The organism is Actinoplanes sp. 13 (assembly GCF_056134165.1).
Genome location: NZ_JBVYOQ010000033.1, coordinates 64,406 through 89,729, shown reverse-complemented (window position 1 = coordinate 89,729; position 25,324 = coordinate 64,406). Strand labels below are relative to the sequence as shown.

24 protein-coding genes are annotated in these 25,324 nt (G+C 70.7%); 6 read left to right on the top strand and 18 right to left on the bottom strand.

What is annotated here, in order from left to right; translation table 11 throughout:
- From AC0NH5_RS37440 to AC0NH5_RS37380, 13 genes are all read right to left on the bottom strand, one after another.
- The coding region (locus AC0NH5_RS37440) for a copper resistance CopC family protein (protein WP_474412152.1) at positions 1-653 on the bottom strand (653 nt) is incomplete at its 3' end.
- Positions 566-1,795 (bottom strand): Dyp-type peroxidase, encoded by a 1,230-nt coding sequence (locus tag AC0NH5_RS37435; protein WP_474412150.1) that lies wholly within the window; start codon positions 1,793-1,795, stop codon positions 566-568. The genes AC0NH5_RS37435 and AC0NH5_RS37440, both read right to left, overlap by 88 nt.
- Complete coding sequence (locus tag AC0NH5_RS37430) at positions 1,792-2,319, bottom strand: copper chaperone PCu(A)C (RefSeq protein WP_474412148.1); 528 nt, start codon at positions 2,317-2,319, stop codon at positions 1,792-1,794. The genes AC0NH5_RS37435 and AC0NH5_RS37430 overlap by 4 nt, the downstream gene beginning before the upstream one ends.
- A gap of 27 nt (positions 2,320-2,346) precedes the next feature.
- Positions 2,347-2,637, bottom strand: coding sequence for an ArsR/SmtB family transcription factor (locus AC0NH5_RS37425; RefSeq protein ID WP_474412146.1), 291 nt, complete (start codon positions 2,635-2,637; stop codon positions 2,347-2,349).
- A gap of 143 nt (positions 2,638-2,780) precedes the next feature.
- Positions 2,781-3,617 carry a metal ABC transporter permease gene (locus AC0NH5_RS37420; protein WP_474412144.1) on the bottom strand — a complete coding sequence of 279 codons (837 nt, stop codon included), beginning with the start codon at positions 3,615-3,617 and terminating at the stop codon, positions 2,781-2,783.
- Positions 3,601-4,587, bottom strand: a complete 987-nt coding sequence (locus tag AC0NH5_RS37415) for a metal ABC transporter permease (protein ID WP_474412142.1) — start codon at positions 4,585-4,587, stop codon at positions 3,601-3,603. The genes AC0NH5_RS37420 and AC0NH5_RS37415 overlap by 17 nt, the downstream gene beginning before the upstream one ends.
- Positions 4,584-5,333 (bottom strand): metal ABC transporter ATP-binding protein, encoded by a 750-nt coding sequence (locus tag AC0NH5_RS37410; RefSeq protein WP_474412140.1) that lies wholly within the window; start codon positions 5,331-5,333, stop codon positions 4,584-4,586. Before AC0NH5_RS37410 ends, AC0NH5_RS37415 begins: the two co-directional genes overlap by 4 nt.
- 131 nt (positions 5,334-5,464) lie before the next feature.
- Positions 5,465-6,553 carry a metal ABC transporter substrate-binding protein gene (locus AC0NH5_RS37405; RefSeq protein WP_474412138.1) on the bottom strand — a complete coding sequence of 363 codons (1,089 nt, stop codon included), beginning with the start codon at positions 6,551-6,553 and terminating at the stop codon, positions 5,465-5,467.
- Positions 6,554-6,627: 74 nt separating this feature from the next.
- Complete coding sequence (locus AC0NH5_RS37400) at positions 6,628-7,704, bottom strand: hypothetical protein (protein ID WP_474412136.1); 1,077 nt, start codon at positions 7,702-7,704, stop codon at positions 6,628-6,630.
- 59 nt (positions 7,705-7,763) lie between these two features.
- Positions 7,764-8,564 (bottom strand): TIGR03943 family putative permease subunit, encoded by an 801-nt coding sequence (locus tag AC0NH5_RS37395; RefSeq protein ID WP_474412134.1) that lies wholly within the window; start codon positions 8,562-8,564, stop codon positions 7,764-7,766.
- Between the two features lie 118 nt (positions 8,565-8,682).
- Positions 8,683-9,621: a permease gene (locus AC0NH5_RS37390; RefSeq protein WP_474412163.1), complete on the bottom strand. Its 939-nt coding sequence runs from the start codon at positions 9,619-9,621 to the stop codon at positions 8,683-8,685.
- A gap of 434 nt (positions 9,622-10,055) precedes the next feature.
- Positions 10,056-11,153, bottom strand: coding sequence for a calcium:cation antiporter (locus AC0NH5_RS37385; RefSeq protein WP_474412132.1), 1,098 nt, complete (start codon positions 11,151-11,153; stop codon positions 10,056-10,058).
- Between the two features lie 35 nt (positions 11,154-11,188).
- Positions 11,189-11,560, bottom strand: coding sequence for an Rdx family protein (locus AC0NH5_RS37380; protein WP_474412130.1), 372 nt, complete (start codon positions 11,558-11,560; stop codon positions 11,189-11,191).
- A 45-nt stretch (positions 11,561-11,605) separates the two neighbouring features.
- On the opposite strand from AC0NH5_RS37380, the gene AC0NH5_RS37375 reads away from it, so the two are divergent.
- The 3 genes from AC0NH5_RS37375 (at position 11,606) to AC0NH5_RS37365 (ending at position 14,397) form a co-directional block, all read left to right on the top strand.
- On the top strand, positions 11,606-12,424 hold the full coding sequence (locus AC0NH5_RS37375) for an SGNH/GDSL hydrolase family protein (protein ID WP_474412128.1): 819 nt from the start codon (positions 11,606-11,608) through the stop codon (positions 12,422-12,424).
- An 83-nt stretch (positions 12,425-12,507) separates the two neighbouring features.
- On the top strand, positions 12,508-13,434 hold the full coding sequence (locus tag AC0NH5_RS37370) for a hypothetical protein (protein ID WP_474412161.1): 927 nt from the start codon (positions 12,508-12,510) through the stop codon (positions 13,432-13,434).
- A 423-nt stretch (positions 13,435-13,857) separates the two neighbouring features.
- Positions 13,858-14,397 carry a pentapeptide repeat-containing protein gene (locus AC0NH5_RS37365; RefSeq protein ID WP_474412159.1) on the top strand — a complete coding sequence of 180 codons (540 nt, stop codon included), beginning with the start codon at positions 13,858-13,860 and terminating at the stop codon, positions 14,395-14,397.
- 1,033 nt (positions 14,398-15,430) lie between these two features.
- Here AC0NH5_RS37365 and AC0NH5_RS37360 read toward each other — a convergent pair.
- The gene (locus tag AC0NH5_RS37360) at positions 15,431-16,585 is read right to left on the bottom strand and encodes a glycosyltransferase (protein WP_474412127.1); all 1,155 of its coding nucleotides are present in this window, start codon (positions 16,583-16,585) and stop codon (positions 15,431-15,433) included.
- On the bottom strand, positions 16,575-17,759 hold the full coding sequence (locus AC0NH5_RS37355; protein ID WP_474412125.1) for a glycosyltransferase family 2 protein: 1,185 nt from the start codon (positions 17,757-17,759) through the stop codon (positions 16,575-16,577). The genes AC0NH5_RS37360 and AC0NH5_RS37355 overlap by 11 nt, the downstream gene beginning before the upstream one ends.
- 333 nt (positions 17,760-18,092) lie before the next feature.
- Here AC0NH5_RS37355 and AC0NH5_RS37350 point away from each other — a divergent pair, with 333 nt between their 5' ends.
- Positions 18,093-20,882 (top strand): HAD-IC family P-type ATPase, encoded by a 2,790-nt coding sequence (locus AC0NH5_RS37350; RefSeq protein WP_474412123.1) that lies wholly within the window; start codon positions 18,093-18,095, stop codon positions 20,880-20,882.
- A 152-nt stretch (positions 20,883-21,034) separates the two neighbouring features.
- On the opposite strand, the gene AC0NH5_RS37345 is transcribed toward AC0NH5_RS37350, so the two are convergent.
- On the bottom strand, positions 21,035-21,586 hold the full coding sequence (locus AC0NH5_RS37345) for a GNAT family N-acetyltransferase (RefSeq protein ID WP_474412157.1): 552 nt from the start codon (positions 21,584-21,586) through the stop codon (positions 21,035-21,037).
- Between the two features lie 214 nt (positions 21,587-21,800).
- A complete protein-coding gene (locus AC0NH5_RS37340; RefSeq protein ID WP_474412121.1) occupies positions 21,801-23,285 on the bottom strand; it encodes an HNH endonuclease signature motif containing protein in 1,485 nt (494 codons plus the stop codon).
- 341 nt (positions 23,286-23,626) lie between these two features.
- Here AC0NH5_RS37340 and AC0NH5_RS37335 point away from each other — a divergent pair, with 341 nt between their 5' ends.
- Positions 23,627-23,806, top strand: a complete 180-nt coding sequence (locus AC0NH5_RS37335; RefSeq protein WP_474412119.1) for a Flp family type IVb pilin — start codon at positions 23,627-23,629, stop codon at positions 23,804-23,806.
- Between the two features lie 77 nt (positions 23,807-23,883).
- On the opposite strand, the gene AC0NH5_RS37330 is transcribed toward AC0NH5_RS37335, so the two are convergent.
- Entirely contained in the window at positions 23,884-24,246 is a 363-nt protein-coding gene (locus AC0NH5_RS37330) for a siderophore-interacting protein (protein WP_474412155.1), read from the bottom strand.
- Positions 24,247-24,488: 242 nt separating this feature from the next.
- Here AC0NH5_RS37330 and AC0NH5_RS37325 point away from each other — a divergent pair, with 242 nt between their 5' ends.
- Positions 24,489-25,307 carry an alpha/beta hydrolase gene (locus AC0NH5_RS37325; protein ID WP_474412117.1) on the top strand — a complete coding sequence of 273 codons (819 nt, stop codon included), beginning with the start codon at positions 24,489-24,491 and terminating at the stop codon, positions 25,305-25,307.
- Positions 25,308-25,324 lie beyond the last annotated feature (17 nt).

The following is a 25,324-nucleotide window of genomic DNA, read 5'->3' as shown; positions in this document are numbered from 1 at the left end:
CCCTCGGGAGCAGAGCCCTCGGGAGCAGAGCCCTCGGGAGCAGAGCCCTCGGGAGCAGAGCCCTCGGGAGCAGAGCCATCTGGAGCGGAGCCGCCAGCGGGAGTTTCGGAGGCAGCGGTGGCGGTGGCCGCGGCGCTGGGATCGTCCGCGGGCGCCTGGCCCGGTGGGTCGGTCGCCGCGGGCGCTGACGGGTCGTCGACGGTGAACTCGTAGGAGCCCTTGACCGTGTGCCCGTCCGTCGACACCACCTGATAGACCACGGTGTAGACACCGTTGGGGAGCGTGCCCTCCAGCGTGACGGTGCCGGTCCGGTCCTTCACCTCCGGCGCGGAGGAGGGCACCTTCTGCTTGCCGGCGTCGCTGACGGTGATGGTCGTGTAGTCCGGGTTCAGCTTCTGCAGGAACCGCAGCCGCACCTCGGTGGGCGCCTTCTTCAGCGTCGCCTTCTTGGCCGGCGACGCCTCGGCGAGGGCATTGTGCGCCCACGCCGGCGTGCCGGACAACGCGAGCCCGGGCATGACGAAGCTCAGCGCCAGAAGGCCCAGGGTCAGGGCGAGCAGGCCTGCTACGAGAGCACCTGCTCGCCGACCCAGCCGCCCTCGGCGCAGCCGGGCGGGATGGCGAAGACCGCTGATCCGATCGGTGTCGTCCATTCGTTCAGTAGATCCTTCTCGGCTAGGCGCCGTTGAATCGGGAGGTACTGCCGGTTGATGTCAGCTTGGTACGACGCGAGGACCAGCCCGCTGTCGGGACGGCCCATCGCGTCCGGCGCCTCGTCGTAGTTGTACGGCCGGCGCAGGATCTTGAACCGTGGATCGGTGACGCGGGCGCGGGTGACGTGCGAGAAGTCCGGCATCACCGGCAGGCCGGACTCGTCCAGCGCGGTGAAGTCCGGCTCGTCGTGCTCGGCTGTGCCGGTCAGCGGGGCGCCGGAGATCATCTTCCGGCCGATCGACGCCTCCTTGTCGGTGACGCTCAGCTTGTCCCAGGTCTCGATCTCCGCCCGGATCCGGCGTACGACCATGGTGGTGCTGCCGTCCGGGTTCCACACCGTGGTCTCCATGGCGGCGTCCCGCGGGTTCGCGGTGCCGTCCAGTTGCCCGAGCACGTTGCGCTGGGTGAAGCCGGCGGGGTGTACGCCCGGGCTGCGCCGGAAGCCGCGCTGTACCCAGCGGATCGCCCCGAACGGCCGGGCGTCCTTGATCATCATGCGCTGGGCGTGGGTCACGGTCAGCGGGTCGTCGGCACAGATCTGCAGCAGCAGGTCGCCGCCGCACCAGCGGTCCTGGAGCCGGTCGATGCGGAAGCCGGGCAGCTCGGCGACCGGCGAGCGCACACCGGCGGCCTGGTAGAGGCCGGGCCCGAACCCGAACGTGACGGTCAGATTCGCCGGGTGTACGGCCAGTTCGGCCTCGGTGTCGCCGAGCGCAGGCTCGCCCCGGGTCAGACGGGACGCGTCGTCGGTCAGCAGCCGCAGCATCCGGGCCAGGGTGGCGCGGTCGCTGCCGGCGGCCAGGGTGAACGCGACGAAGGCGGCGTGCGCGGGCGGCTCGGTGGTGACGCCGGCCTGCCGGGCGCCATGAAACGGCACCGTCGACGTGGCGAAGGCTGTGGCCGTACCCGAGCCTTTTGAAAGGTCGGCTGACGCGGGCGCTGGGGCAGGCGGCTCGCTGGTGATCAAGGTTGCGCCGGCCACCCCGCCGGCCACCCCGCCGGCCGCCGCGCCGGCCGCCGCGGCCGCGCCCAGACCGGCCACCGCCCCGCCGGTCAGCAGGGTCCGCCGGCTGACCGTCACGAGTGGGTGCCCGGCTCGTAGCTCTCCTCGGCGCCGGCGAACGGCTTGGCGACCGCCGTGAACTCCACGCTGTCGCCGCTGCTCAGCTTGAGCGTGAAGGTCAGCTCGTCGCCCGGCTTGACCGGCGCGGCGGGCTTCAGCAGCATCAGGTGGTCGCCGCCGGGCGCCAGTTCGTGGGTCGCGCCGGCCTTGACGACGAAGCCGCCGTCCTTGGGCTCCATCACCATCTTGCCGTCCTTCATGCTCATCGTGTGCAACTCGATGGGCGACGCCGGTGAGGTCGCCGACGCCACCGTCACGTCGGCGCCGGTGTTGTTGACGAGCGTGCCGAACGCCGCGGTCATGCCGGTGTCCGCCGCCTTCACCCACGGGTCCCGAACTGTCAGCGCAGCCGCCGGCGAGCCGGGAGCGGAGGTGGCCTGCGGGCCGGCCTGCTGCGCGGCCGGCGCGGCGGCCTCGGTGGCGCCGCAGCCGGTCAGGGCGAGCGCGGCGACAGCAGTGATGATGATGGCGACTCTGGACATGCCCCGTTAGTCGCCGGGAGTCCCGGATCAGTTCCCGCGATCTTCCGGGGAAAGCTCCACCCGGTCCCGGCCGGCGTGACGGAGCACCTCGGTGATCAGGTGACAGGTGGCGTCGTCGGGCAAAGTGTAGAAGACGTTGCGGCCCCGGCGGCGTCGCTGCACCAGGCGCGCGTCGAGCAGGTTGCGCAGGTGGTGGGCCACAGCGGTGGGGTCGGTCGGAACGGCGGCGGCCAGTTCGCCGGCGGTGCGCTCGCCGTCCTGGAGAAGGATCAGCAGGTGCAGGCGATGCTGGTACGCCATGCCGCGCAGCACGGTCACAGCCCGATCCAGTACTGCCTGGTCGAGCACCGCCCGATCAGGAACAGGCCGATCAGGAACCGCCGGGTCGGGCACTGGCTGGTGGGGCACTGGCTCGTGGGGCACTGGCTGCTTGGGTACTGCCTGGTGCAGTGCCTCCGGGGTCATGCCGCTCGCCACAGCCGCACTCCCCCCGGCCTGAACAATCGGGGCAGGGCGGTGAGCAACGCCGACAAGGCCAGGACAGCGGTGGCGGCCAAGGCGATGCTCGCGCCGGCGGCCAGGTTCCAGTGCGCGGAGGCCCACAGGCCGGCGAGCCCGGCAGTGACGGCGAAGACAACGGCCAGGCCGGTCATCGCCGCCACGCGGGTGGTCCACAGGCGGGCCGCGGCGGCGGGGGCGACGATCAGGGCGACGGCCAGGATCGTGCCGACGGCGGGGACCAGCGCGACCACGACCGCCTCGATCAGCAGCAGGAGCAGAATCGTCCAGGCCCCGATGGCGTACCCGGCGGCCCGTGCGCCGACCGCGTCGAAGCCGGTGAACAGCAGCGGGCGGGCGCAGACCAGCAGCGCCGACGCGACCAGCACGAGCACCACCGCGGTGATGAGCAGGTCGCGGACCGAGACGGTCAGGATCGAGCCGACCAGATAGGACGACAGATCCCGGCTGAACCCGCTGCGCGTGGCGACCAGTCCGGCGCCCAGCGCGAAGCCGGCGGAGAGCACCACGCCGGTGGCGGCGGTGGCGTTCTGGCCGGGGCGGCGGCTCAGCGCGGCAACACCGAGAACCACCGCCACCCCGGCAGCCATCCCACCGAGCAGCAGGTCCACGCCGATCAGCGCGGCGATCACCACGCCGGGGAAGGTGGCGTGGGTGAGCGCCATCGTCAGGAACGACAGGCGGCGCAGCACCACGTGCACACCGACCAGCCCGGCGAGCGCGCCGGCCAGCACCACCTCGGCGATCGCACGGTGCAGCGCGTCATCCCACCAGCTCATGCGGGGACCTCCTTCCCGGTGGCGGCGCAGGCGGCGAGCTGCGGCGAGGAACGAAATGCAAGAGCTCTCCGCGGACCAGTGCCCGGCGGACCAGTGCACCCAGAAGCAGCAGGATCAGATAGGCGGCGACCAGGAGCAGCACCACACCGGACGCCGAGGCGAGCGCGAACCCGTGCTCGACGGAGGCGTACCAACTGGCCAGCAGCCCGCCGTAACCGGCGGCCACGATCAGCCCGCTGCCCAGCACGGCCATCACCACGGGCCGGTGCGTGACCAGGCGCGCGGCGGCGGCCGGAACGATCAGCAGCGCCACCACGAGGATGGTGCCGACGGCGCGGACCGCGGCGACCACGACCAGCGCGACGATCACGTTGAGCCACAGGTCCAGCCAGAACACGCGGTACCCGGCGGCAGCCGCGGTGACCGGGTCGAAGGCGCGCAGCAGCATGGCGCGGGCGCCGAGGGCGAGCAGCGCGAGGATCAACGCGGCCAGGGCGGTGGTCTCGGCGATCTGCTGCGGGGTCACGGTGAGCAACCGCCCGAACAGGAAGGTCGTCAGATCAGAGGTGTACGACTGACGCCGTGACACCAGCACGACACCGATCGAGAACATGGCGGTGAGTACGACCGCCGTGGACGCGTCGTCGGTCAGTCCGCCGCCGCGGGTCAGCACGGTCAGCACGAGAGCGGTCAGGAGGCCGGCCACCAGGGCGCCGGGGAAGATCCCGTCGATGCCGCCGGCCACGAAACCGACCACCACGCCGGGGAAGACCGTGTGGGTGAGGGCGTCCGAGACGAAGGACAGCCGCCGTACGAAGACGAGGACCCCGACCGGCCCGCAGATCAGCGCCAGCAGGACGATCTCGGTGAGGGCGCGCCCCATGAAAGGCACGGTGAACGGTTCGATGAGCGGTTCGATGAGCGGCTCGATGAGCGGTTCGATGGCAAGCACGGTGGACGGTTCAATCATGGGTCGACCAGCACCGTCGCGCCGTCGGAGAGTTGAACCGCGTGCCCGCCGTACGCCTTGCGCAAAGAATCTGAGGTGAGCACCTCACCCGGCGTGCCCACCGCCCACTGCCGACCGTTGACCAGGCACACCAGGTCCGCGAGGTCCCGGGCCAGCCCCAGGTCATGGGTGCTGAGCACCAGCGCCGTACCGGCCGCGGTCAGGTCGCGCAGGACCGCCAGGATGGCCTCCTGACTGACCGCGTCCACCCCGTTGAACGGCTCGTCCAGCAGCAGCATCCGGGGCTCGCCGGCGATCGCCCGGGCCAGCAGCACCCGTTGCCGCTGGCCCCCGGAGAGCAGCCCGAACCGGCGGCCCGCCTGATCGCCGAGCCCGACCCGGTCCAGGGCGTCCCGGGCGGCGCGACGATCGGCGGCGCGGGTCGGCCGGAACCAGCCGATCCGCCGGTACCGGCCCATCAGCACCACCTGCCCGGCGGTGACCGGGAAGTCGGGGTCGAGGTCACCGACCTGTGGCACGTACCCGCAGAGGTGCCGGGCCCGGGCCGGCTCCCCGCCGAAGACGCGGGCGGTCCCGCCGAGCACCTCGGCGAGACCGACCACGGACCGGATCAGCGTCGACTTCCCCGCGCCGTTCGGGCCGACCAGCGCCAGGCGCCGGCCCGCCGGCAGGTCGAGGTTCACGTCGGTGAGAACCGGTGTGCCTTGGTAGCCGGCGCTGACTCCGCTGAAATGAAGGGCGGCCACGACTTCGGCACCTGGTTCGGCGCCCGGTTCGGGGCCTGGCTCGGCGCTTGGCTCCGTGCCCATCCCGGCGCCCACTTCAGTGCCCACTTCAGTGCCCACCTCGGCGCTGAACTCGGTACTCACCTCAGCGCTCAACTCAGTGCTTCGACGATGACCCGGGTGTTGTGCTCCTCGGCGCCCAGGTACGTGCCCTGCGGGGTGCCTTCGGCGCCGAGGCTGTCGCCGTAGAGAGCGTCCTCGCCCGCCACCACCTTGACGCCGGCCTGCTGCGCGATGGCCTCCGCGCTCTTGGCCGGCAACGAGCTCTCCGCGAAGATCGCCTTCGCGCCAGTCGACTTGATCTTGGCGACCAGGTCGTTGAGCTGCTTGGCGGACAGTTCGGCGGAGGTGTCCAGGCTGGGGATCACCGAACCGACGAATTCCAGGTCGTACCGCTGCACGTAGTAGCCGAAAGCGTCGTGGTTGGTGACCAGCTTGCGGTTGGTGAGCTTGGCGAACGCGGCAGCGTTGTCGGCGTCCAGCTTGTCGAGCTTCGCGGAGTACGCGCTGAGGTTGCTCCCGAACGTGGCGGCGTCGGAGGGAGCGGCCGCGGCCAGGCCCTTCTCGATGTTCGTCGCCATGATCTTGGCGTTGCGCGGGTCGTGCCAGATGTGCGGATCGTGCTCCTCCGCGCCTTCCTTCCCCGCCTCCTCCTCGGCGTGGCCCGGCTCCTCCTCAGCGTGCCCGGGTTCCTCAGCGTGCCCGGACTCTTCAGCGTGCCCAGGTTCCTCAGCGTGCCCAGGTTCCTCAGCGTGCCCGGACTCCTCAGCGTGCCCGGGTTCCTCCTCGTGGTGGTGGCCGCCCTCGCGCAGCTTCACGCCCTGGCTGGAGTCGACCACGGCGCCGGCGAAACCGGCCGCCTCGATCGTCCGGTCCAGCCACTCCTCGAGACCGACGCCGCTCTTCACCACGACCTTCGCCTCGCTGATCGCCTTGATGTCGGCGGGAGTCGGCTCGTACTCGTGCGGGTCCACGTTGGGCTTGATGATCTGGGTGACGTCGACCCGGTCACCGCCGATGTTGCGGACGAAGTCGGCGACCTCCGGCGTGGTGGCGACCACGGCGAGCCGGTTTGCGGCGGCCGCGGCCGAACCGGAGTCCGGCGAGTCCGCGTCCCCGGAGCCGCAACCGGCCAGGACGACGGCCGCAGCGGTCATGACGATGAATGGCGCTCGTTTCACGTTGAAAACGGTAACGGTTTTCAATAAATATCGTCTAATGACAAGATGACGATGTATTGATGTGAGCTACCGGCTCAGATCGTGCGCAGGTCCAGGGTGTGCCAGATCGCGGTCTCCTGGGTGCCGGTGGACCACCACAACATCCCGTCGCGGGTGGCGGCCAAATCCGCGGCCTTCGCCAGCTCGACCGTGCGACCGGTCTGCAGGTCGTGCACCACGAGCCCCGCAGTCCCGGTCAGGTCGGAGTCGGAACGCGGTTCGGAGAGCACCTCGAACCGGTCCAGCACCGCCACGTCGGTGACCGCGGACTGCGCGCCGGGCCCGGCGATCCGCCGCCGGTCGGAGCCGTCCGGGCGCATCATGTCGATCCGGGCCAGGCCCTCGCCGGACATCACCATCACCCGGCACCAGGCCGGGCTGCACATGCACCACTCGGCGCCGTTCGCCGTGACCCGCAGCTCCTGACCGTTCTCCATGCTGCGCATGGTGATCGTCCCGGCCTGCCCGCCGACGTCGTCGGTGAGCCACGGCCAGGCGGTCAGCGCCCACTTCCCCGCCTCCGTCCGCACCCGCACCGGGCCGCCGGTCAGCGCGACCGAGCGGATCTCGGTACGGTCGTCGTCGTCCGCGGCCGCCCAGTGCACCCGCCCGCCGGACACCACGAGGTCGTGCTGATTGCCGTAGAAGAGCACGTTCCCGGTGTCCGCCGTCAACCGCCGGGCCGGAGTCCGCTCACCCAGCTTGGCCGCCCAGATCTCGGTCGCGCCTTCACCGGCGGACTCGGTCCACAACAGCTCCTCATCGGTGGCGGTGAGGTTGTCGAAGCGGAACAGGTCACTGTTGGGCTTGCTGCCGTCGGGGATGCTGCGCAGCTCTCGCCAGCCGTTGGCGGACTCGACCACGAGCCGGGTCAGGCCCTCGCCGGCGACGGTACCGACCGCGGTGGTGGCGTCCAGGAACAGCAGCGGGTCGACGTTGAGCTCGGGCAGGTCGGCGCGCTGCGCCGCGGGCCACTCCTGGCCGGGACCCGGCCGGCCCGCTACGGCCGGGGCCTGAGAATCCGGGGACGGCAGCCCACCGGCGAGCAGAGCGCCCGCGGCGACCAGAGCGGTCAGCAACGCGATCCGGGAGCGAGCCGTCCCGCCGGCCATCCTCGCGGCCGTCCTCGCTCGGGCCATCCTGGCGGGGGCCGCCGTCGCTCGGGGCCCCATCACTCGTACTGCCGTTTCGGTGCGGCGACCGGCTGCCATTGGACGACCTCGAGATAGGCGATGTCCGCGTCGTTCACCGGATCCTTGCCGCGCCGGGTGCTGTGCTTGCCGGTGACCTGCAGCCAGGTGCCGGCCGGTACGTCGACCACCGGGCCGCCGGTGAGGCCCACCTTGATCGGGCGGCCGTCCGCGGCGCAGCAGCTCATCACGATCCGGGCCAGCATCGGGGCGCCGTCGTCACCGGTGGCCACGAAACCGGTCAGCTGCACCTGGCGGCCCGCGAGGCTGCGCCCGTCGTCGTAGAGGGCACGCACCGCGTAGTCGAGCAACCCGATCGGCACCGGATCACCGGAGGGCAGCGCCGGGAAATCCGAATCGGAGGCGCTGACCGGCAGGGTGCCCGACTGCCCGGCGGTGAACGAGCCGAGCGCGGGCGGCGCCACCAGCAGCAGCCCGAACACCGGCAGGATCAGCAGCCAGCCGACCCGCGGCTCATGAGAGTGCCCATGCCCGGCGTGATCGTCATGCCCGGCGTTTTGTTCGTGTCCAGCGTCCTCGTGCCCAGCGTGTTCGTCATGCCCAGCCTGCTCGTCGCGCTCCTGGTCGCCGGCCGGCCGTCGCGCCGGGCGGAATTCGTACCAGAGGGTGGCTACCGCCGTCGCCACCAGCACGGCGCCTGCCACCAGCAGGAAGGGCCGCAGGCCTTCCTTCACGTAGCGCAGGTAGAGGTCGGTCATCGACGCCTTCAGGACGGCGCCGCCGAAGAGCAGCAGTACGACGGCCTGCGCCTGCCGGTTCATCGCGGCACCTCGCCGCTGCCGGGCACCGACCGCACGATCGCCTCCACCCAGAACGCCCTCACACCGAGCACCCTCACACCGAGCACCCTCACACCGAGCACCCTCACACCGAGCGCCGTCACAGCAGGATCATCCCCGCGATCGAACCGGCCGTCACCGCTACCACGAACGTCGCCGGTGCGAAGCGGGCCGCGAAACGGCGCCCGAAGACACCGGCCTGCATCGAGATCAGCTTGAGGTCGACCATCGGGCCGACCACCAGGAACACCAGCCGCGACGTGAGCGAGAACTGGGACAGCGACGCCGCCACGAACGCGTCCGCCTCGCTGCAGATCGACAACAGTACGGCGAGCACCGCGAGGGCCAGCACCGACAGCACCGGCCGGCTGGCGAGGCTCTGCAGCCACGCCTCCGGCACCAGCACGTTGATCGTCGCCGCGGCCGCCGCGCCCAGCACCAGGAAGCCGCCCGCGTGCACCACGTCGTGGCGGCACGCCGACCAGAACGCGCGCCCACGGGAGGCGCCGTCCTCCGGCCGGCGCGGCAGCTTGATCCACTCGCTGCGGCCCAGGCGCAGCCACAGCCAGCCCATCACCATTGCCACGACCAGGCTCGCCACGCCCCGGCCCAGGACCATCTCCGGGTTGTCCGGGAACGCCACCGCGGTAGCCGTCAACACGATCGGATTGATCGCCGGCGCCGCCAGCAGGAAGGCCAGCGCCGCCGCCGGCGTGACGCCCCGGCGGATCAGCGACCCCGCGATCGGCACGCTGCCGCACTCGCATCCGGGCAGCACGATCCCCGCCGCGCTCGCCGCCGGCACCGCGAGCGCCGGATGCTTCGGCAGCGCCCGCGCCCAGAACGACCGCGGCACGAACACCGCGATCACCGCCGACAGCAGCACCCCGAACACCAGGAACGGGACCGCCTGCACCAGCACCGACACGAACACGGTCGTCCAGGTCTGCAACCGCTCCCCCGAGATCACCCCGGACAGCGGCCCGCGGAACGCCACGACGAGCACCAGCAGCCCGGCGAGCACCTCCACCGACCCGATCCCCCGGCGCGCCGCCTGTCGCGTACCCGCCTGCCGGCCGGGCGCCGATCGGCCCGGCGCCGGCTGATCCGGCGTCCGGCCGCTCTCCAGCTGGGCCGATGGGCCGGCCGGAGGGCCGGCCGGAGGGCCGGCCGGAGGGCCGGCTGGAGAGCCGGTCGATGGGTCGGCTGGAGGGCCGGCTGGAGAGCCGGTCGATGGGTCGGCTGGAGGTTCGCCGTCCTCACGCTCCACAGTGCGCGCCTCGGTCACGCTCGCTCCCCGCTGTCGGCTGCAGCGATGAAATCTACCGGCTGGGCGACGCGCTTCCGGCTCCGCGGAGGACCCTTCTGAGTGAAATCGCTTTTCGGGTACGGGCAATCGCCGTCACCGACCGCAGCCGAGACGCCCGGGACGACAGCGTGGCGGTTGTCGTGGCCGGGGGTCGGTAGCTCCCGTCAGGGGCTGGCGGCGAGGAAGAGGAAGACGGCCATCAGGCTCAGGTGCAGGCCGCCCTGGAGGATGTTGGCGCGGCCGGGGACGACGGTGAGGGTGCCGACCACCACGGTGAGCACCAGCAGGACCATCTGGGTGCCGCCGAGGCCCAGCAGCAACGGCCCGGGGAGCCAGATCATGGCGATGGCGATCGCAGGGATGGTGAGTCCGATGCTGGCCATGGCAGAGCCGAGCGCGAGGTTGAGGCTGGTCTGCATCCTGTCGCGCTTGGCGGCGCGGACGGCGGCGATCGTCTCCGGCAGCAGGACCAACAGGGCGATGACCACACCGACCACGGCGTGTGGGAGGCCGGCGGCGGCCACACCGGATTCGACGGCCGGGGAGATGCCTTTGGCGAGGCCTACGACGGAGATCAGCGCTACGAGCAGGAGACCGAGGCTGATCAGGGCGGTACGGGTGCTGGGCGGCTCGACGTGCTCCTCGCTGTCGATCACCTCGCCGGAGGTGGTGATCGGCAGGAAGTAATCGCGGTGCCGGCGGGTCTGCACGGCGACGAAGAGCAGGTAGAGGCCGAGCGAGACGACCGCGGCGAATGCGAGCTGGGCCGGTGAGAACTGCGGGCCGGGGCGGCTGGTGGTGAACGTCGGCAGCACCAGGCTGAGCGTGGCGATCGCGGCGACGGTGGCGAACGCGGAGCCGGTGCCCTCGGGGTTGAAGACGGCGATACGCCGGCGCAGCGCGCCGACCAGCAGGGAGATGCCCAGGATGCCGTTACAGGTGATCATCACGGCGGCGAAGACGGTATCCCGCGCCAAGGACTGGGAGCTCTCACCGCCACTGATCATGAGGGTGACGATCAGCGCGACCTCGATGACGGTGACCGCCACGGCGAGGATCAGCGAGCCGTAGGGCTCGCCGACCTTGTGCGCGACCACCTCGGCGTGGTGGACGGCAGCCATCACCGCGCCGCCGAGCACGACGGCCACGATCACCACCGCGGCGGGCGCCAGGTCACGGCCCCAGGTCAGGATCAACGCGACTACGGCGAGAATCGGGACGTAAAGGGTCCAGCTGGACAGATATGAGAGGATCTTCCGCATCACCTGTCACTCTGCCAGGGGTGCGGCCGGCGCGCTCACTTGTGCTCGTACTCCTGCGGCGCCGGCTCCTGGGGTCCTGCCTGTGGGTGCGCTGGATCTTGTGGCGCTGGATCTTGTGGCGCTGCCTCCTGCCGGCGGTCGGAGTGGCCCAGGTCGCGGTCCGGGGCGATGCGGTCGCGGAGGAGCCGCTTGAGGTGCGGCAGCTCCGGGAAACCGCCCTCGGCCTTGCGTGACCAGAGCGTCTCGCCGTCCAGCCGGACCTCGAATACGCCGCCGGTGCCGGGCTGCAGGGCCACCTCGCCGAGTTCCTTGGTGAACGTGGTCAGCAACTCCTGCGCGGTCCAGGCGGCCCGCAGGAGCCAGCGACACTGGGTGCAGTACTCGATCTCGAGGCGGGGCTGTCGCACGGGGGAGCATCCTCTCATGCATGATCACGAGTTGTGGAGAGTCACATGAGGCAACGGTGGTTCCGGGGTGGCGCGGCGGTGCTGTTGATGCCGGCAGTGCTGCTGATGCTGGGTGCGGCCGGCTGTTCGGCGAGCGAGGACGCCCCGCCCCCGTCCGCACGGGACTATGTGGCGCTCGGTGACTCGTACGCCTCCGGGCTCGGCGGCGGGAACTACCTGGACACCGAGTGCTATCAGAGCAGGGACGCGTCCTATCCGCAGCTCTGGGTGAAATCCCGGCCCGAGGGCACGCTCGGCACGGTCACCGACCGCACGTGCAGCGGCGCGCTGATCGAGACCGTCCGCTCCACCCAGCTCGACGCGATCAACGCCGGCACCGGGTGGGTGACGCTGACCGTCGGCGGCAACGACGCCGGCTGGGTCGGATCCCTGCAGCAGTGCATGCTCGGCAGCGACCAGACGTGCCGGTCGTCGGTGAGCCGGGCGACGGGCGCGGTCGAGTCGACGCTGCCGGACGAACTCGACGCGCTGTACACGGCGATCCGCAAGCGTGCGCCCGAGGCGAAGGTGTTCGTGCTGGGATACCCGCATCTGGTGGGCGCCGGGAACGGCTGCACGATGCCGCAGGCGCGCCGGGACGTGCTGAACGAGGGCTCCGACAAGCTGAACGAGACGATCGAGTCGACGGTGGCGGAGCACGAGGGGTTCACGTTCGTGGACGTACGGGAGGCGTTCGAGGGGCATGAGGCGTGCACGTCGGCGCCGTGGATCCACGGGGTGCGGGACACCCTGGCGGAGTCGTTCCATCCGAATGCTGACGGGTTCCGGGCGTACGCGAAGGCGCTGGGTGAGGTCACCGGCTGATCCGGGGTCCCTGCTCACCGGCTGTTTCCGTGTCGTACGCCTGGGTGGGGGGTGCTGTATGCCTTCGCGGGGTGCGATGGGCCGTGCACCACGCGAACCACTATTACGGTCATACGTACGTCCTGGCCCGGTACTGCGGGTATCAAGGCGCCGGGTCTGACGGCGGCGGATCTGACGGCGCCGGGTTTGATGACACCGCTCCGCCGCGGATCCGCGGATATCTGCAGCACGGGTGGAACATCGGGGACGGGCTGGCTCCGGACCATGAGTTCGTGCCGGGGATCCCGACGTTCGTGTGGAGTGAGCGGACGCGGCGGCGGGCCTGGTCGATGGGGCGGCGGCAGGTCTATGTGATCGGGTCGCCGTGGGCCTACCTGGTGGATTCCACGCCCGCCCCTTCCGAACTCGATGCCGGAGTCGATGCCGGAGTCGATGCCGGTCGGGAGGGCACGATCTGGTATCCGTTCCACGGCTGGGAAGGTCAGCATGTGGAAGGCGACCACGACCGGCTGATCGCGGAGATCCGGGACACCGAGCCGGGGCCGGTCACGGTCTGCCTGTACTGGCAGGAGTACCGGTCGGCGCGACTGCGGCGCCGTTACGAGCGGGCCGGGTTCCGGGTGATCTGCCACGGGTACCGGGGCGGATGGTGGCGGGATCTGGACCCGTCGTTCCTGGACCGGCAGCTGGCGGAACAGCGACGGCATCGGCGGGTGGCGTCCAATCGGCTGTGCAGCGCGCTGCTGTACGGGATCCTCGCCGGCTGCGAGCCGGCGGTCTACGGGGACCCGATGCAGCTGCAGGCGGAGAAGGACCTGTTCGGCGGGCGGCCGCGGATCCGGCGGCAGTGGGCGGCTCTGCACGGGACACAGGTCGACCGGGACGAGGCGTACGCGATCGCGGTCGAGGAGTTGGGCGCGGACCGGCTGCTGTCACCGGCGGAACTGAGCCTGCTGTTCGGGTGGACGGGTACGCGGGAAGGCCTCGTCGGCGCGGGCGGGGTGGCGTGATGACTCCGCTGTTCCTCGGTGGTGAGATGCCGCACTGGTCGGATCGGGGGCCGGTGGGCGGGGCGGTGCTGCGGGAGTTGGTGGCCTCGGCGCACGGGCACACGTTGATCGTCGGGCCGCATGAGGTGACGCTGATCGAGGCTGCGCTGGGTGAGGAGGCCGATCGGCACGTCACGGTTCTCGTGCGGGGAGTGCCGGATGCCGAGGCGCTGGCTTCGCGGTTCGGGGGGCGGCCGGGGTTCGAGGTGTGTTGCGGGAGCCTGGAGAAGCTGGCCGCGGTTCCGGCGTACGACACGGTGATCGCGTTGGACGGGCTGGACCGTACCGGGTCCACCGAGACCGGGGACATCTCGTGGGCCGCTGGGCTGTCGCTGTTGATGGCGGTGCTGCGTCCTGGTGGGCGGCTGATGCTCGGCGTCGACAATCAGGTGGGCCTGCACCGGCTGCTGGCGTGCGCCGCGCCGCCCGGCGGTTCTGAGCAGGGCGGTTCTGAGCAGGGCGGTTCTGAGCAGGGCGGTTCTGAGCAGGGCAGTGCTGGCCAGGGCAGTGCTGAGCAGGGCGGTGCTGAGCAGGGCAGTTCTGAGCAGGGCAGTGCTGGCCAGGGCGATGCTGGGCAGAGCGATTCCGGGCAGAGCGATTCCGGGCAGGGCGACGTGGATTGGGCTGGGCCGGTCGGTGACGATCCGACCCGGCCGACCGCCCCGTCGCGGCTGCGTGACCGGGTTCGGGAAGGAGGCTTCACGCTGCTGCGGACCTATGCCGCCTATCCGTCGCCGCAGCAGCCGTCGGTGCTGCTCAGCGATGCCGTGCTTGATGCGCCGGAGCTGGACGGGTATGTGTCGGGGGTGCTGCGGCGCGCGGGAACGGCGCGACGACCGCTGCTGGCAGATCCGCGGCCGGTCGCTGTGCAGCTGCTGCGGCACGGGCTGGCGGCCGATCTGGCGCCGGGGTGGGTGGTGGTAGCCGCTCAGCGTGGTGGAAGCGGACCAGTCCTGCCGGAGGCGCTGATCGCAGGCGGCGCGGACCTGCACCGCCTGCACCGTGTCAGCGATCAGCACCGTGTCGGTGACCAGCCCCGTGTCAGCGACCAGCCCCGTGTCAGTGACGGCGTTGGGCGTGGGCAGGGAATCTGGGCGCGAACGGTCGGAACGAGCGGGGCGGCGGAGCCGATTCCGGCCGGGCGAAACCTGCTCGACCTGCTGCTCGTCGCGGTTCGAGCTCGGGATACGCCGCGGCTGCGAACGCTGCTTCGCGTGTGGCAGCGCGGGGAGACGGCCGGGGTGGACGCCGATGCGGTGATCGTGGATCCCGAGGGCCGGTTGCATGCTGTGGCCGGGACGTCGGGCACGCTAGGGGATCCGAGTCAGCTTCGGGATCCGGGCATGCCTCAAGGGCAGGGCCGCATGGACGGTCTGGGTGCTCCACTGCGCCGCTTGGCGCGGGCGATCCACACCGAAGGACTCGCTCATCTGTGGCCATCGCCTGCGGACGAGGTGGGCACGGCTCGCCTACTGGCGGCCATGGCAGGCGTCGAGGCGCGGCCGGCGGTGGGCGATGCGGATCTGAGCGCGACCGCTCCGGGCGGGACCGGGCCGGGCGCGACCGAGACGGGCGGGACCGGGACGGGCGCGCCCGGGACGGATTTCGGGCCGATGCGGCCTGGGCCGGGGACTCTTCGCGAGATGATCGCGGCCAACGTCCGTCTGACGCGGGAGCTGAGTGAGGCGCGGGCTCAGGCTGATTGGTACGAGGAACGACTCGCCGCCCGGGATGCGGAACTGGCACGTGCCTACCGGATCATCTCGCTGCTCAAGGGGACAGTGCCGGGACGGGCGGCGACGGCTGTGCGGGGTGCTCTGCGTACCGGGAAGCGGGCCGCCCGCACCGCGCTGGGACGCATCCAACCGAATCGCTGACCCGCCTGAACGCAGAGGCAGACGCGCACGAGCCGGCGAGGTTGAGCCGTGGACGCGTGGAGCTGATCCGGGCGGCCGGGTCAGCCGGTCGTGGGTTGGAGGGTGGGCGCGGTCGTCTCGTCGTACAGCAGCTCCAGCTTTTTGGTCTGCTCCTGAAGGTTGAAACGCGCGGTGACGTGCCGCCGCGCCTGCGCGCCCAAGCGGCGGCGCAGGCCGGCGTCGCCGAGGAGGCGGGTCAGGGCGGCGGCCAGTTCGTGCGGATCTCCCTCGGCGCCGAGCAGGCCGGTCTCCTGGTGCACCACGGCCTCGGGGATGCCGCTGTGCCGGGTGGCGACCACGGGCAGACCGAGCGCCCCGGCTTCCAGGATTGTGGTGGGCAGGCCCTCGGTGTCGCCGTCGGGGGCGGTCTTCGAAGGCGCCACCAGCATCCGGGACTCGGCGAGGTGCCGCTGCACCGACTCGGGTGGCTGGCTGCCCATGAACGTCGCGTCGAGGCGCAGCTGTTCGGCGCGTTCCCGCATCTGCGCCTCCAACGGACCGTCGCCGATGAACAGCGCGCGCGGCCGCGGCGAGTGCATGCCGGCCAGCGCGGTGAGAAGGTCGTCGACGCCTTTCTTGGCGACGAACCTGCCGACGAAGACGACGTCCCAGCGTTTCGGGAGCATCGGCAGGGCCTCGGGCACCGGTACGCCGGTGTAGTGGACGCGTACCTTGGCCGGGTCGGCGCCGCACTCGACGGCCCGGTCCCGGATGACGCCGGAAACCGCGATGACGTGCGCCGCCCGGGCGAACACGGTGCGCAGGTTCCGGCGGTAACGCAGGCCCTTCAGCCCACCGGCGTTCGGCTGCCGGGTGACGTCGTGCCCGTGCACGGTGACGACCAGCGGAACGCCGAGCCGTCGCGCGGAGCCGCTGACCAGGAAACCGTCGCCGCCGAAATGGGCGTGCACCAGGTCGGGCCGCAGGCCGGCGAGCGCAGAACGCAGCCGGGGTGACTGGCCGGTCAGACGAAGACGCAGGAAAGAGGTGTCGGCGCCGGGGAAAGCGTTGCCGGGGGCCGGTCCTGCCGGGAAGACGATGGTGTCGTCGGCACGGGACAGCGCTGAGGTGACCCGGGTCGCGCCGATGTAGGCCGGGCGCCACCGGCTGAGCGCGTCGCCTTGAGCGCGGACGAACGTCTCCGAGCCGGGCAGCATGGCGCTGCGCCAGATCGCGACCCGGCGTTCAGCGGACATCGACCGACTCAGAGCTCTCGGGCTGGTCACGCTTCTCGGACTGGTCACGCTTTCCGAACTGGTCACGCTTTCCGAACTGGTCGCGCCCCTCGAACTGGTCGCGCCCCGCGGACTGCTCGGTGTTCTTCGGGGCGCCAACGGTCTCGGAGCGGGCGCTTCGCGACGAGCGGCCGACGATCAGGTCGCGCACCCGGTGCCGGAGGCCGGGCGGCAGCGCCCAGATCTGCGCGTGCGTCAGGTAGTCGAGGGCGCCCGGACGACCGTTGCGGCGGGCCTCGGCGAGCAGCTCACGGAAGTGTTTCGCCCGGCGGCCCGGCGCGGCCATCGAGCTGAGCACGCTCAGCGTGAAGGCGGCGTACGCCCTCGGCGTGAACAGCTCCCGGTTGGCGCGCAGCCACTCCAGCTGCTCGTCGTACGGGTTCTCCAGACTGATCCGCTGCCGGTTCTCGTCCTGATGCCACAGCACCAGCGGCTCCGCGGCGTAGACCAGCTCGGTGTCGGGCTCGCGGATCGCCCGCAGCGTCCAATCCAGCTCCTGCTGACGGCGCAGCCCGACGGTGAACGGCACCCGGCGCAGCAGCTCGGTCGGGGCCATGATGGTGGAGGTCTGGATGAAGCCGTCGCCGTAGAACAGGCCACGCCGCACGGTGAAGTACTCACTCAGCGGCTCCCCCGCGGCCGGCAGCCGGCGCGGCATGACCGAGTCGGCCCGGGGCGTCCGGTTGATCAGCCTGCTCGCCATGATCGGCAACTCCGCCCGGGCGCCGGCCGCCTGCTCCAGCTGGACGGCGATCTTCTCGGGCAACCACTCGTCGTCGTCGTCGAGCAGCGCGGTCCAATGACCGAGGGCCGCGCGCGCGCCGACGTTGCGGGCGTTCGGGGCGCGGCGCCGCTCCGGCAGCACGATCGGGCGTACCCGAGGGTCGCCGATCTCGGCCAGGGCCTCGAGGGTGCCGCCGCTGGTGCCGCCGCTGGTGCCGCCGTGTCCGGCATCGTGTTGGCCGGCATCGTAGGGGCCGGCATCGCGGTGGCCCGCATCGTCGGGTCCGTCCACCACGACTATCACCTCGCGGACCGGGTGCGTCTGGGCGAGGGCGCTACGAACGGCGCGGACAGCCAGGTGCGGGCGGTTGCACGTCGGAATGACGACGCTGACATCCAGCGCTGAGGGCATTTGTCGGCTCGCTAACGCAGGGCGACGCCAGAGGAGAAGGCGCGCAGCCGGGCGTGGTCGTGCCAGAGGCTAGGGACGGCGGGCGGCCACTCAGTGAATCCCAGGTTGTGCGTTGGCACCGCGCAGTCGAGCATTGCGCTCCGGTTGAGCGGGGCAGGCGCCGGCTGAGCAAAGATCGGGCGAAAAAGAGAAAACCACTCAACCGGTAAATGTACGGTGAAAGCGGAGCTGTGCTTACTTGGCGAGCGTGGTGGCTCGTACGGATCGAACCGGCTCTGTGGAATGTGCGGCCGGCTCAGCGGAGCGGGCGGCCTAGCCAGAGGGCTGCGATCAATGGATCAGGTGAGGCTCGCTCCGGCCGGCGGGCTCACCCGTGCGGAAGCCGAGGCGCGGCGCCGCCGGGGCGAGGCGAACACCGCGGTGCAGGGCGGGTCCCGTGGCTACGCCGAGATCCTGCGCACCAACGTCTTCTCGTTCTTCAACCTGATCCTGTTCGGGATCGGGGCGGCGCTGCTGGTGCTGGAGCGGTACAGCGACGCGCTGATCAGTGTGGGCCTCGGGCTGATCAACGCGATGATCAGCGCAGTGCAGGAGATCCGGGCGAAACGGAAGCTGGACCGGCTGCAGCTGCTGGACCGTGCCGGTGTGCTGGTGGTGCGCGACGGCCGGGAAGTGGAGATCGCGCCGGACCGGGTGGTGCGCGGCGACCTGATCCGGGTGCGGCCGGGCGACCAGATCGTGGTGGACGGGCCACTCCTCACCCACCCGGGCCTGCTCACCCACCCGGGCCTGCTCACCGACCCGGCCCTGCTCACCGACCCGAAGCTGGCTGACGACCCGAACCTGGCTGACGACCCGGGCCTGCTCGACGGTGGGCGTCTGGAGGCGGACGAATCGCTGCTCACCGGCGAGTCGGATCCCGTGGTGAAGCATCCGGGCGACGAGTTGCGCTCCGGCAGCCTTTGCGTGGCCGGTGGCGGGTACCAGCAGGCGCGTGACGTAGGGGCCAACAGCTACGCAGGGCGGTTGACCGCGGAGGCGCGGCGGGCCACCACGGACAAGACGCCGCTGCAGCGCAACATCGAGTTCATCGTGCGGCTCGTCATGGCGCTGACCGTCCTGATGAGCGGCGCGATCCTGGCTCAGGCCGCCATCGAGGGGTTCAGCCTGCTGCGGGTCGTACAGATCACCGCCGTGCTGTCCGGGCTCGTGCCGTACGGGCTGTTCTTTCTGATCGCGCTCGCCTACACCGCGGGCGCGGTCCGGATCGCCCGGCACGGCGCCCTGGCCCAGCAGGTCAACGCGGTCGAGTCGATGAGCAACGTGGACGTGGTCTGCACCGACAAGACCGGGACCCTGACGACTGGGCAGCTCACCGTCGAGGAGGTCGTCCCCCTCGGGGCGGCGGAGTACGGCGAGGTTGCCAACCTGCTCGGCAGCTTCGCGCACAACGTCGCGACGCCGAACCTGACGGCGCAGGCCCTGGCCGCGGCCCTGCCGGGAGACGTGTGGGAGGTGCGGGACGAGGTTCCATTCGCGTCGTCGCTGCGCTGGTCAGGACTGGTGACCGAGCAGGGGACGTGGGTGCTGGGCGCGCCGGACGCCCTGGCCGGGCGGATGCGGCGGCCGTTGCGCTCGGGTGAGGTGACTGCGCGGACGGAGCAGGGGTTACGAGTCCTGCTGCTGGCGCGGGCGGGGCTGCTCGACGACGGGTTGCGGGACGGCGGTACACGGGACGGCGGTACACGGGACGGCGGTACACGGCCCGGCGAGTTGCGGGACCGCGAGTTGCGAGACCGTGGGTTGCGAGACCGTGGGTTGCGGGATGCTGCGGGGCGGCCGGAACTGCCGATGCTCGAGCCGGTGGCGCTGGTGGCGCTCGCCGATGAGTTGCGAGCGGACGTGGAGGAGACGGTGCGGCGGTTCCGGGCGGACGGTGTCGAGCTCAAGGTGTTGTCGGGGGACGATCCGGCGACGGTAGCGGCAATCGCCGCCCGGGCCGGCCTGGATGCTTCGGTCTTGAGCTTTTCGTCTCCGGATGCTTCGACTCGGGATGCTCCTGTTCGAAATGTTCCCGCTCCGCCGGTGTCCGGGACTGCGCTCGACGCGCTTGATGACCGGGCGCTGGACACGCTGGTGGCGCGTACCGCCGTGTTCGGACGGGTCGCGCCCGAGCACAAGGAGCGGATCGTCTGCTCGCTGAGGCGCCAGGGCCGCTACGTCGCGATGATCGGGGACGGGGTCAACGACGCCCGTGCCCTCAAACAGGCGCATGTCGGGGTGGCGATGCGCAGCGGGAGCGCGGTGACCCGTGACGTCGCCGACATCGTTCTGGTCGACGACTCGTTCGCAGCGCTGCCGCCGGCCCGGCAGGAGGGGCAGCGGATCATCAACGGGATCGGGATCTCGCTGTACGTCTTCCTGGCGCGGGTGGCGAGCCAGGGACTGGTCATCCTGGCGGTGACGATGCTGGGGCTGGGCTTTCCGTACTCCCCCACACAGGTCGGGCTGACCATGTTCACGGTCGGAATCCCCACGGTGTTCCTGACGCTCTGGGCCCGGCCGGTGCCACCTGATCCCCACCTGGTGCGGAACCTGGTGCGCTTCGTGGCGCCGACGGCGGTCGTCACGGCCACGTACGCGACAGCGGTCTACACGTTCCTGTACGAGCTCGTGACGTTCGGGTTCGGGTCGGGGCGCACCCCCGAGCGAATCACCGACGAGTTCGAGCAGTTCACCGGACTCCAGTACGGGGCGGACTCGGACTTCACCGTCGCCTCGGCAACGATTCTGGCGCAGACCGGACTTTCGACGTTCTTCTGTTTCGCATCTTTCCTGCTGATCCTGTTCCTGCTGCCCCGGTCCCGGGCGTTCGCGGCGTGGACCAGCCCGACCGGGGATCCGCGGCCGGTGATACTGGTCGTGACACTGTGTGTAGCGTTCGCGGCGATCCTGAACGTGCCGGCGCTGTGGGACTACTTCGGCCTGATCCGGCCGTCGAAGCCGGTGTTCTTCGTGGTGCTGCCGGCCCTGCTGCTGTGGTGCGCGACGATGACGATCGTTCTGCGGTTGCAGCTGTTCGATCGGTTGTTGGGACTGGAGCCGCCGAGCGCTGAGCGTTGAGTTCTGACCGTTGAGCACTGACCGTCGAGCACTGACCGTCAAGCACTGAGCAACGACGAAGCGCACCGCCTTTGCTGCGGCGAGCCCGTGCCCTGTCGCCCAGGACGGGTCTGTCGTCAAGGACGTGTCTGTCGTCGAAGGTGGATCTGCCGTCAGGGATGAGTCATGATCCAGATGGGCAGCGGCGTGGTGAGTTCGCGATAGACGGACCAGCCTGCTCGGTGGTACATCTCCACGTTGGCGGGCGTGCTGGTCTCCAACATCGACGGCAAGCCGTCGGCGGCGGCTCGGTCAAGACCGGCGCGCATGACGGCGCGGCCCCAACGCTTGCCGGCGTGGGCGGGGTTGGTTCCCAGAACGCCGAGGTACCAGAACGGATGCTCGGGGAACGCCTCGTGCACGGCTTCGTCGTAGGCGTTCATGCGGGCGAGGGCATCGGACGGGAGCGCGGGTTGCTCCTCCACCGCGGGGACGGCGGGCGGCTCCCAGATTGCTACGGCGGCGCGGTCGATGGTCCAGATGGACTGGCGCTGCACCCTCTTGTCGAAAAGGTGGCCGAAGAACGCAGCGGCGTGATCCGCATAGGCGGTTTCGTCCGGGACGAGGTACCGCAGGACCGGATCGGCGGGGAACGCAGCGATCAAAGAGTTGACGATCGCTTCACGGTCCGAGACGGTGGCCACGGTAATGGCGGGCGCTGTGATGGCAGGCGCCGTTGTAGCAGGCGTTCCTGTGGCAGGCGTTGTCACAGAGCCGGACTGTAGTTCAGTCCCACCGAGTCGGCGTCCACTATTGCTGCGCTTACTTTGTTGCAGCATGCCCGTTGCTGGTCAGCGTCCGCCTCGGTTCGAGATTGGCGTCAACGTTGCACATCCCGCGAGGCATCCTAGGAGGCTAGGTGAGTGACCACGTCGCTCCTCACGTCCGCCGGTGGAATTGGTTGCGGCGTGGCACTTGCTTCGGATCCATCCAGGGCGGTGGCAGGTATTCCGGGTGCTCGCCGGCGCCCATCCGGACCTCCCATCCCTCGTTGTCGTGGATGACCTGGTGATGGTGCTCGCACAGCAGAGCCAGATTGCTCAGATCTGTGGGGCCGCCGTCGGCCCAGGAGACGATGTGGTGGGCATCGCACCAGCGTGAGGGGCGGTCGCAGGCCGGGAACGTGCACCCCTGATCTCGCACTGCCAGCGCCCGCCGCAATGGGCCGGGAACGAGGCGGCGAGCCCGGCCGGCGTCGAGAATCTGGCTCTCCGCGCCCAGCACGTAGGGCACCAGCCGCGCGTCGCAGGCCATCTTGCGCACAACGGCGGCGGAGACGGGCTCGCCGGTGTCGGTCACACCGGCACCCAGCTTCTGGTGCAGCACGTCGAACGGCGCGGTGACCGAGAGCTGTGGACGATCGCCGCCGTTGTCGGGTAGTTCGCCGACAGCCATCGACAGACGGCAGATCTCGACCAGCGCGTCGGCCCGGCGCTGCCCCGGAGTACGCACATCCAGAATGCGGGCACCCGAAGCGCCGAAGTCAGCTGCGTGCGCGTCAGGAGCGTCGGCGTCGGCGTCAGCTCCAGCAGGGTGGGTGCCGGGGATGTCAGGAGCAGCGTGGGCGCCACGAACGTCAGCGCCATGAACGTCAGCGCCACGAACGTCAGCACCACGAACGTCAGCGCCCGGAGCCTGAGTGCGGGGGAAGTCAGTAGCAGCGTGGGCGGCGGAAACATCAGCGCCAGGAGTGTGGGCGCCCGGCCGGCACAGTGGGTCCAGGGCAGCGGAGACGATCGCTCCGGCCTGCGTGTCCAGCAGCCCGCGGACCCGGACCCGGCCGTCACCGAGCGGCACCACGCTGAGGAACCGATGCTCACGGGCGGAGCGTTCGGCGTCGCGCAGACGGGCTTCCTCCGCGGCCTCGTAAGCTTCCGGGGCGACGTGCGCGAGGATTCGTCCGCCGAGGCGGCGCAGGTCGACGGGATCCAGCTCGCGCGTCCAGTCGACCAGCGCGGCGCTTGCCTGGGCTCGGATCTCGGGGTCCAGGGCGTACGGCAGGTCGCCGAGGGCGGCCGCGATCGCGCCGAGCTGCTCGGCGTTCATCTCGCCGCGGGACACGGCGGCATCGAGGTTGGGGTCGGCGTCGAGCAGCTTGGCCTGGCGTAACAGCCGGCTCGCCTCACTCGCGCTGATCCGCAGGCGGCCCCGCAGCCAGACGTTCGGCGTGGCGGCCTTCTGCGCCTTGGGGATGCCCCGGCCGTCGATCTCTCGCACCGCGTGCAGCACGGCCGCGCGGGCCAACTGCTGCACGCGGTGCATCTCGGTGAGGAACGTCAGCAGGTCATCCTCGGAGAGTTGCCACGTCGACGTGGCGGCGCACTCGGCAGCCAGCCCGCTCAGTTCCTGCAATGCCTCCCGCATGACAAGCATCATCGAACATGTGTACGACAAAATTGCCGCGCGGAGGAGCCGCAGCACATCTGTCGCCGCGGTCGCTTACGCACCGTGAGGACAGGCCCCGAGATGCACGCTGCGGGTCGCACAACGGGTCGGGTACCGGCAAAGAGGACGATGGGAATGCACGGAGCAGTAGCAGACCGGTTCGACCTGAGGTGCCGAGCCGGGACCGCGAGTCAGGTAACGTTTCGCAACCGAAGTGAAGCAGGTGGCAACCGTGGTTACCTTCAAGGTCGGTGGGGACCGCCCGATCCGACAGGCGTGAGGCCGCCAGCCGGGCGGCCGCCGAACGTAGGGAAGCCACCGTGGAGCAGCTCAAGCTACTCGCCGGACACATCCGCGCTCAGCACAGGTCGGACGAGGGCGCTACTGCCGTCGAATACTCGCTGCTGGCAGCCCTGACCGTCAGCGGCATCATCGCCGTCGTCGGTGGTCTCCGCAGCGAGATCGAAGCCTTCTTCACGAACCTGACCAACAACATCTGAGCAGCGGACAACATCTGAGCAGCGGACTGATCAGGGCGTACGGCGTCGTCCCCACGCATCGCGGCACGCCCGGCGACTCACATCGCAGCGCGCCCGTGCCGCCAGTACCCGATGAAGTCGACATTCTGCTTCGGCACGCGGTGCTCCTCCACCAGGTGCCGCCGACCGCCGGTGACCAGCGCCGACTCCCCCACCAGGTAGGCGTGGATGCCGCCGGACGGCAGCTCGGCCGCCCGCAGCCGGGCCAGGGCGAGAGCGCCCGGCACCCCGCCGGCGCCGTTGCGGGGCACCCAGTCGACATGAACGCCCGGCGGCACCCGGAAGTCCTGCCGGTCCTCGATCGACGGCAGCTCCACGATGGCCGGACCCCGGGCGTCGTCAGGCAGTGACCCGCAGATCCCGGCGATCGCGGGCAACCCGGTCTCGTCCGCGACCAGCAGCGTCCAGTCGTGGTCGTGCCGAGGGTTGTAGCCGATGCCCTGATCGAGCAGGCCCTAACCCAAGTCCGAATCGGCGCGACGCCGAGGCGACGCTGAGCCGACCGAACAGCACCGGACGCGAGCACACAGCGGCGGGGAGCAGCACACTCACGCAGGCAGCACACTCACGCAGGCAGCACACTCACGCAAGCAGCACACTCACGCAAGCAGCACAGTCGCGTGGGAACGCGGAGAATGGTGGGATGGAGCGGATGCTCGTGCGCGGTGCTCTGGTCGTACTCATCGTCCTGGTTCTGATCCTGACGCTCGCGTGGGCCGCGCAACGCAGGCTGATCTATTTCCCGGACCGCGACACGCCGCCGCAGCCGGCGCAGGCGGTGGACGTCACCTTGCGCACCGCGGACGGGCTGCGGCTGGGTGCCTGGCTTTTCCCACCCTTTCCGGGTACGCGTGAACGACCGCTGTCCGTTCTCGTCGCGCCGGGAAACGCCGGTAGCCGGGACGGCCGGGTCCCGCTCGCCACGGCACTCGCCAGGCTCGGGCTGACTGTGCTGCTGCTCGACTATCGGGGGTACGGCGGGAACCCGGGCAGCCCCAGCGAGCAAGGCCTGGCCGCGGACGTGGACGCCGCCCGGGCCTACCTGGCCGAGGAGGTGGAGCTGCCGATCCTTTACTACGGGGAGAGCCTGGGCGCCGCGGTCGTCACCGCGCTCGCCATCCGGCACCCGCCGGCCGGGCTGCTGCTGCGCTCGCCGTTCGAGAGTCTGGTGGCGGCGGCACGAGTGCACTATCCCGTGCTGCCGGCCGGTCTGCTGCTGCGCGACCGATTCCCCGTGGCGTCCCTGATCTCGCAGGTCAGCGCACCTACGGTGGTGGTCCGCGGCACCGCCGACGAGGTCGTCCCGTCGTCGCAGAGCGCCGCGGTGGCACAGAGCGCGGCCAACCTGCTGCGGGAGGTGGTGGTCGACGGCGCCGGCCACAACGACCGGGTCCTCCTCGACGGGCCCCAGCTGATCGACTCGGCAGCCGCCCTGGCCGACCACGTCTCCCCGCCCCCATAGAACGCCCACCACAGCCG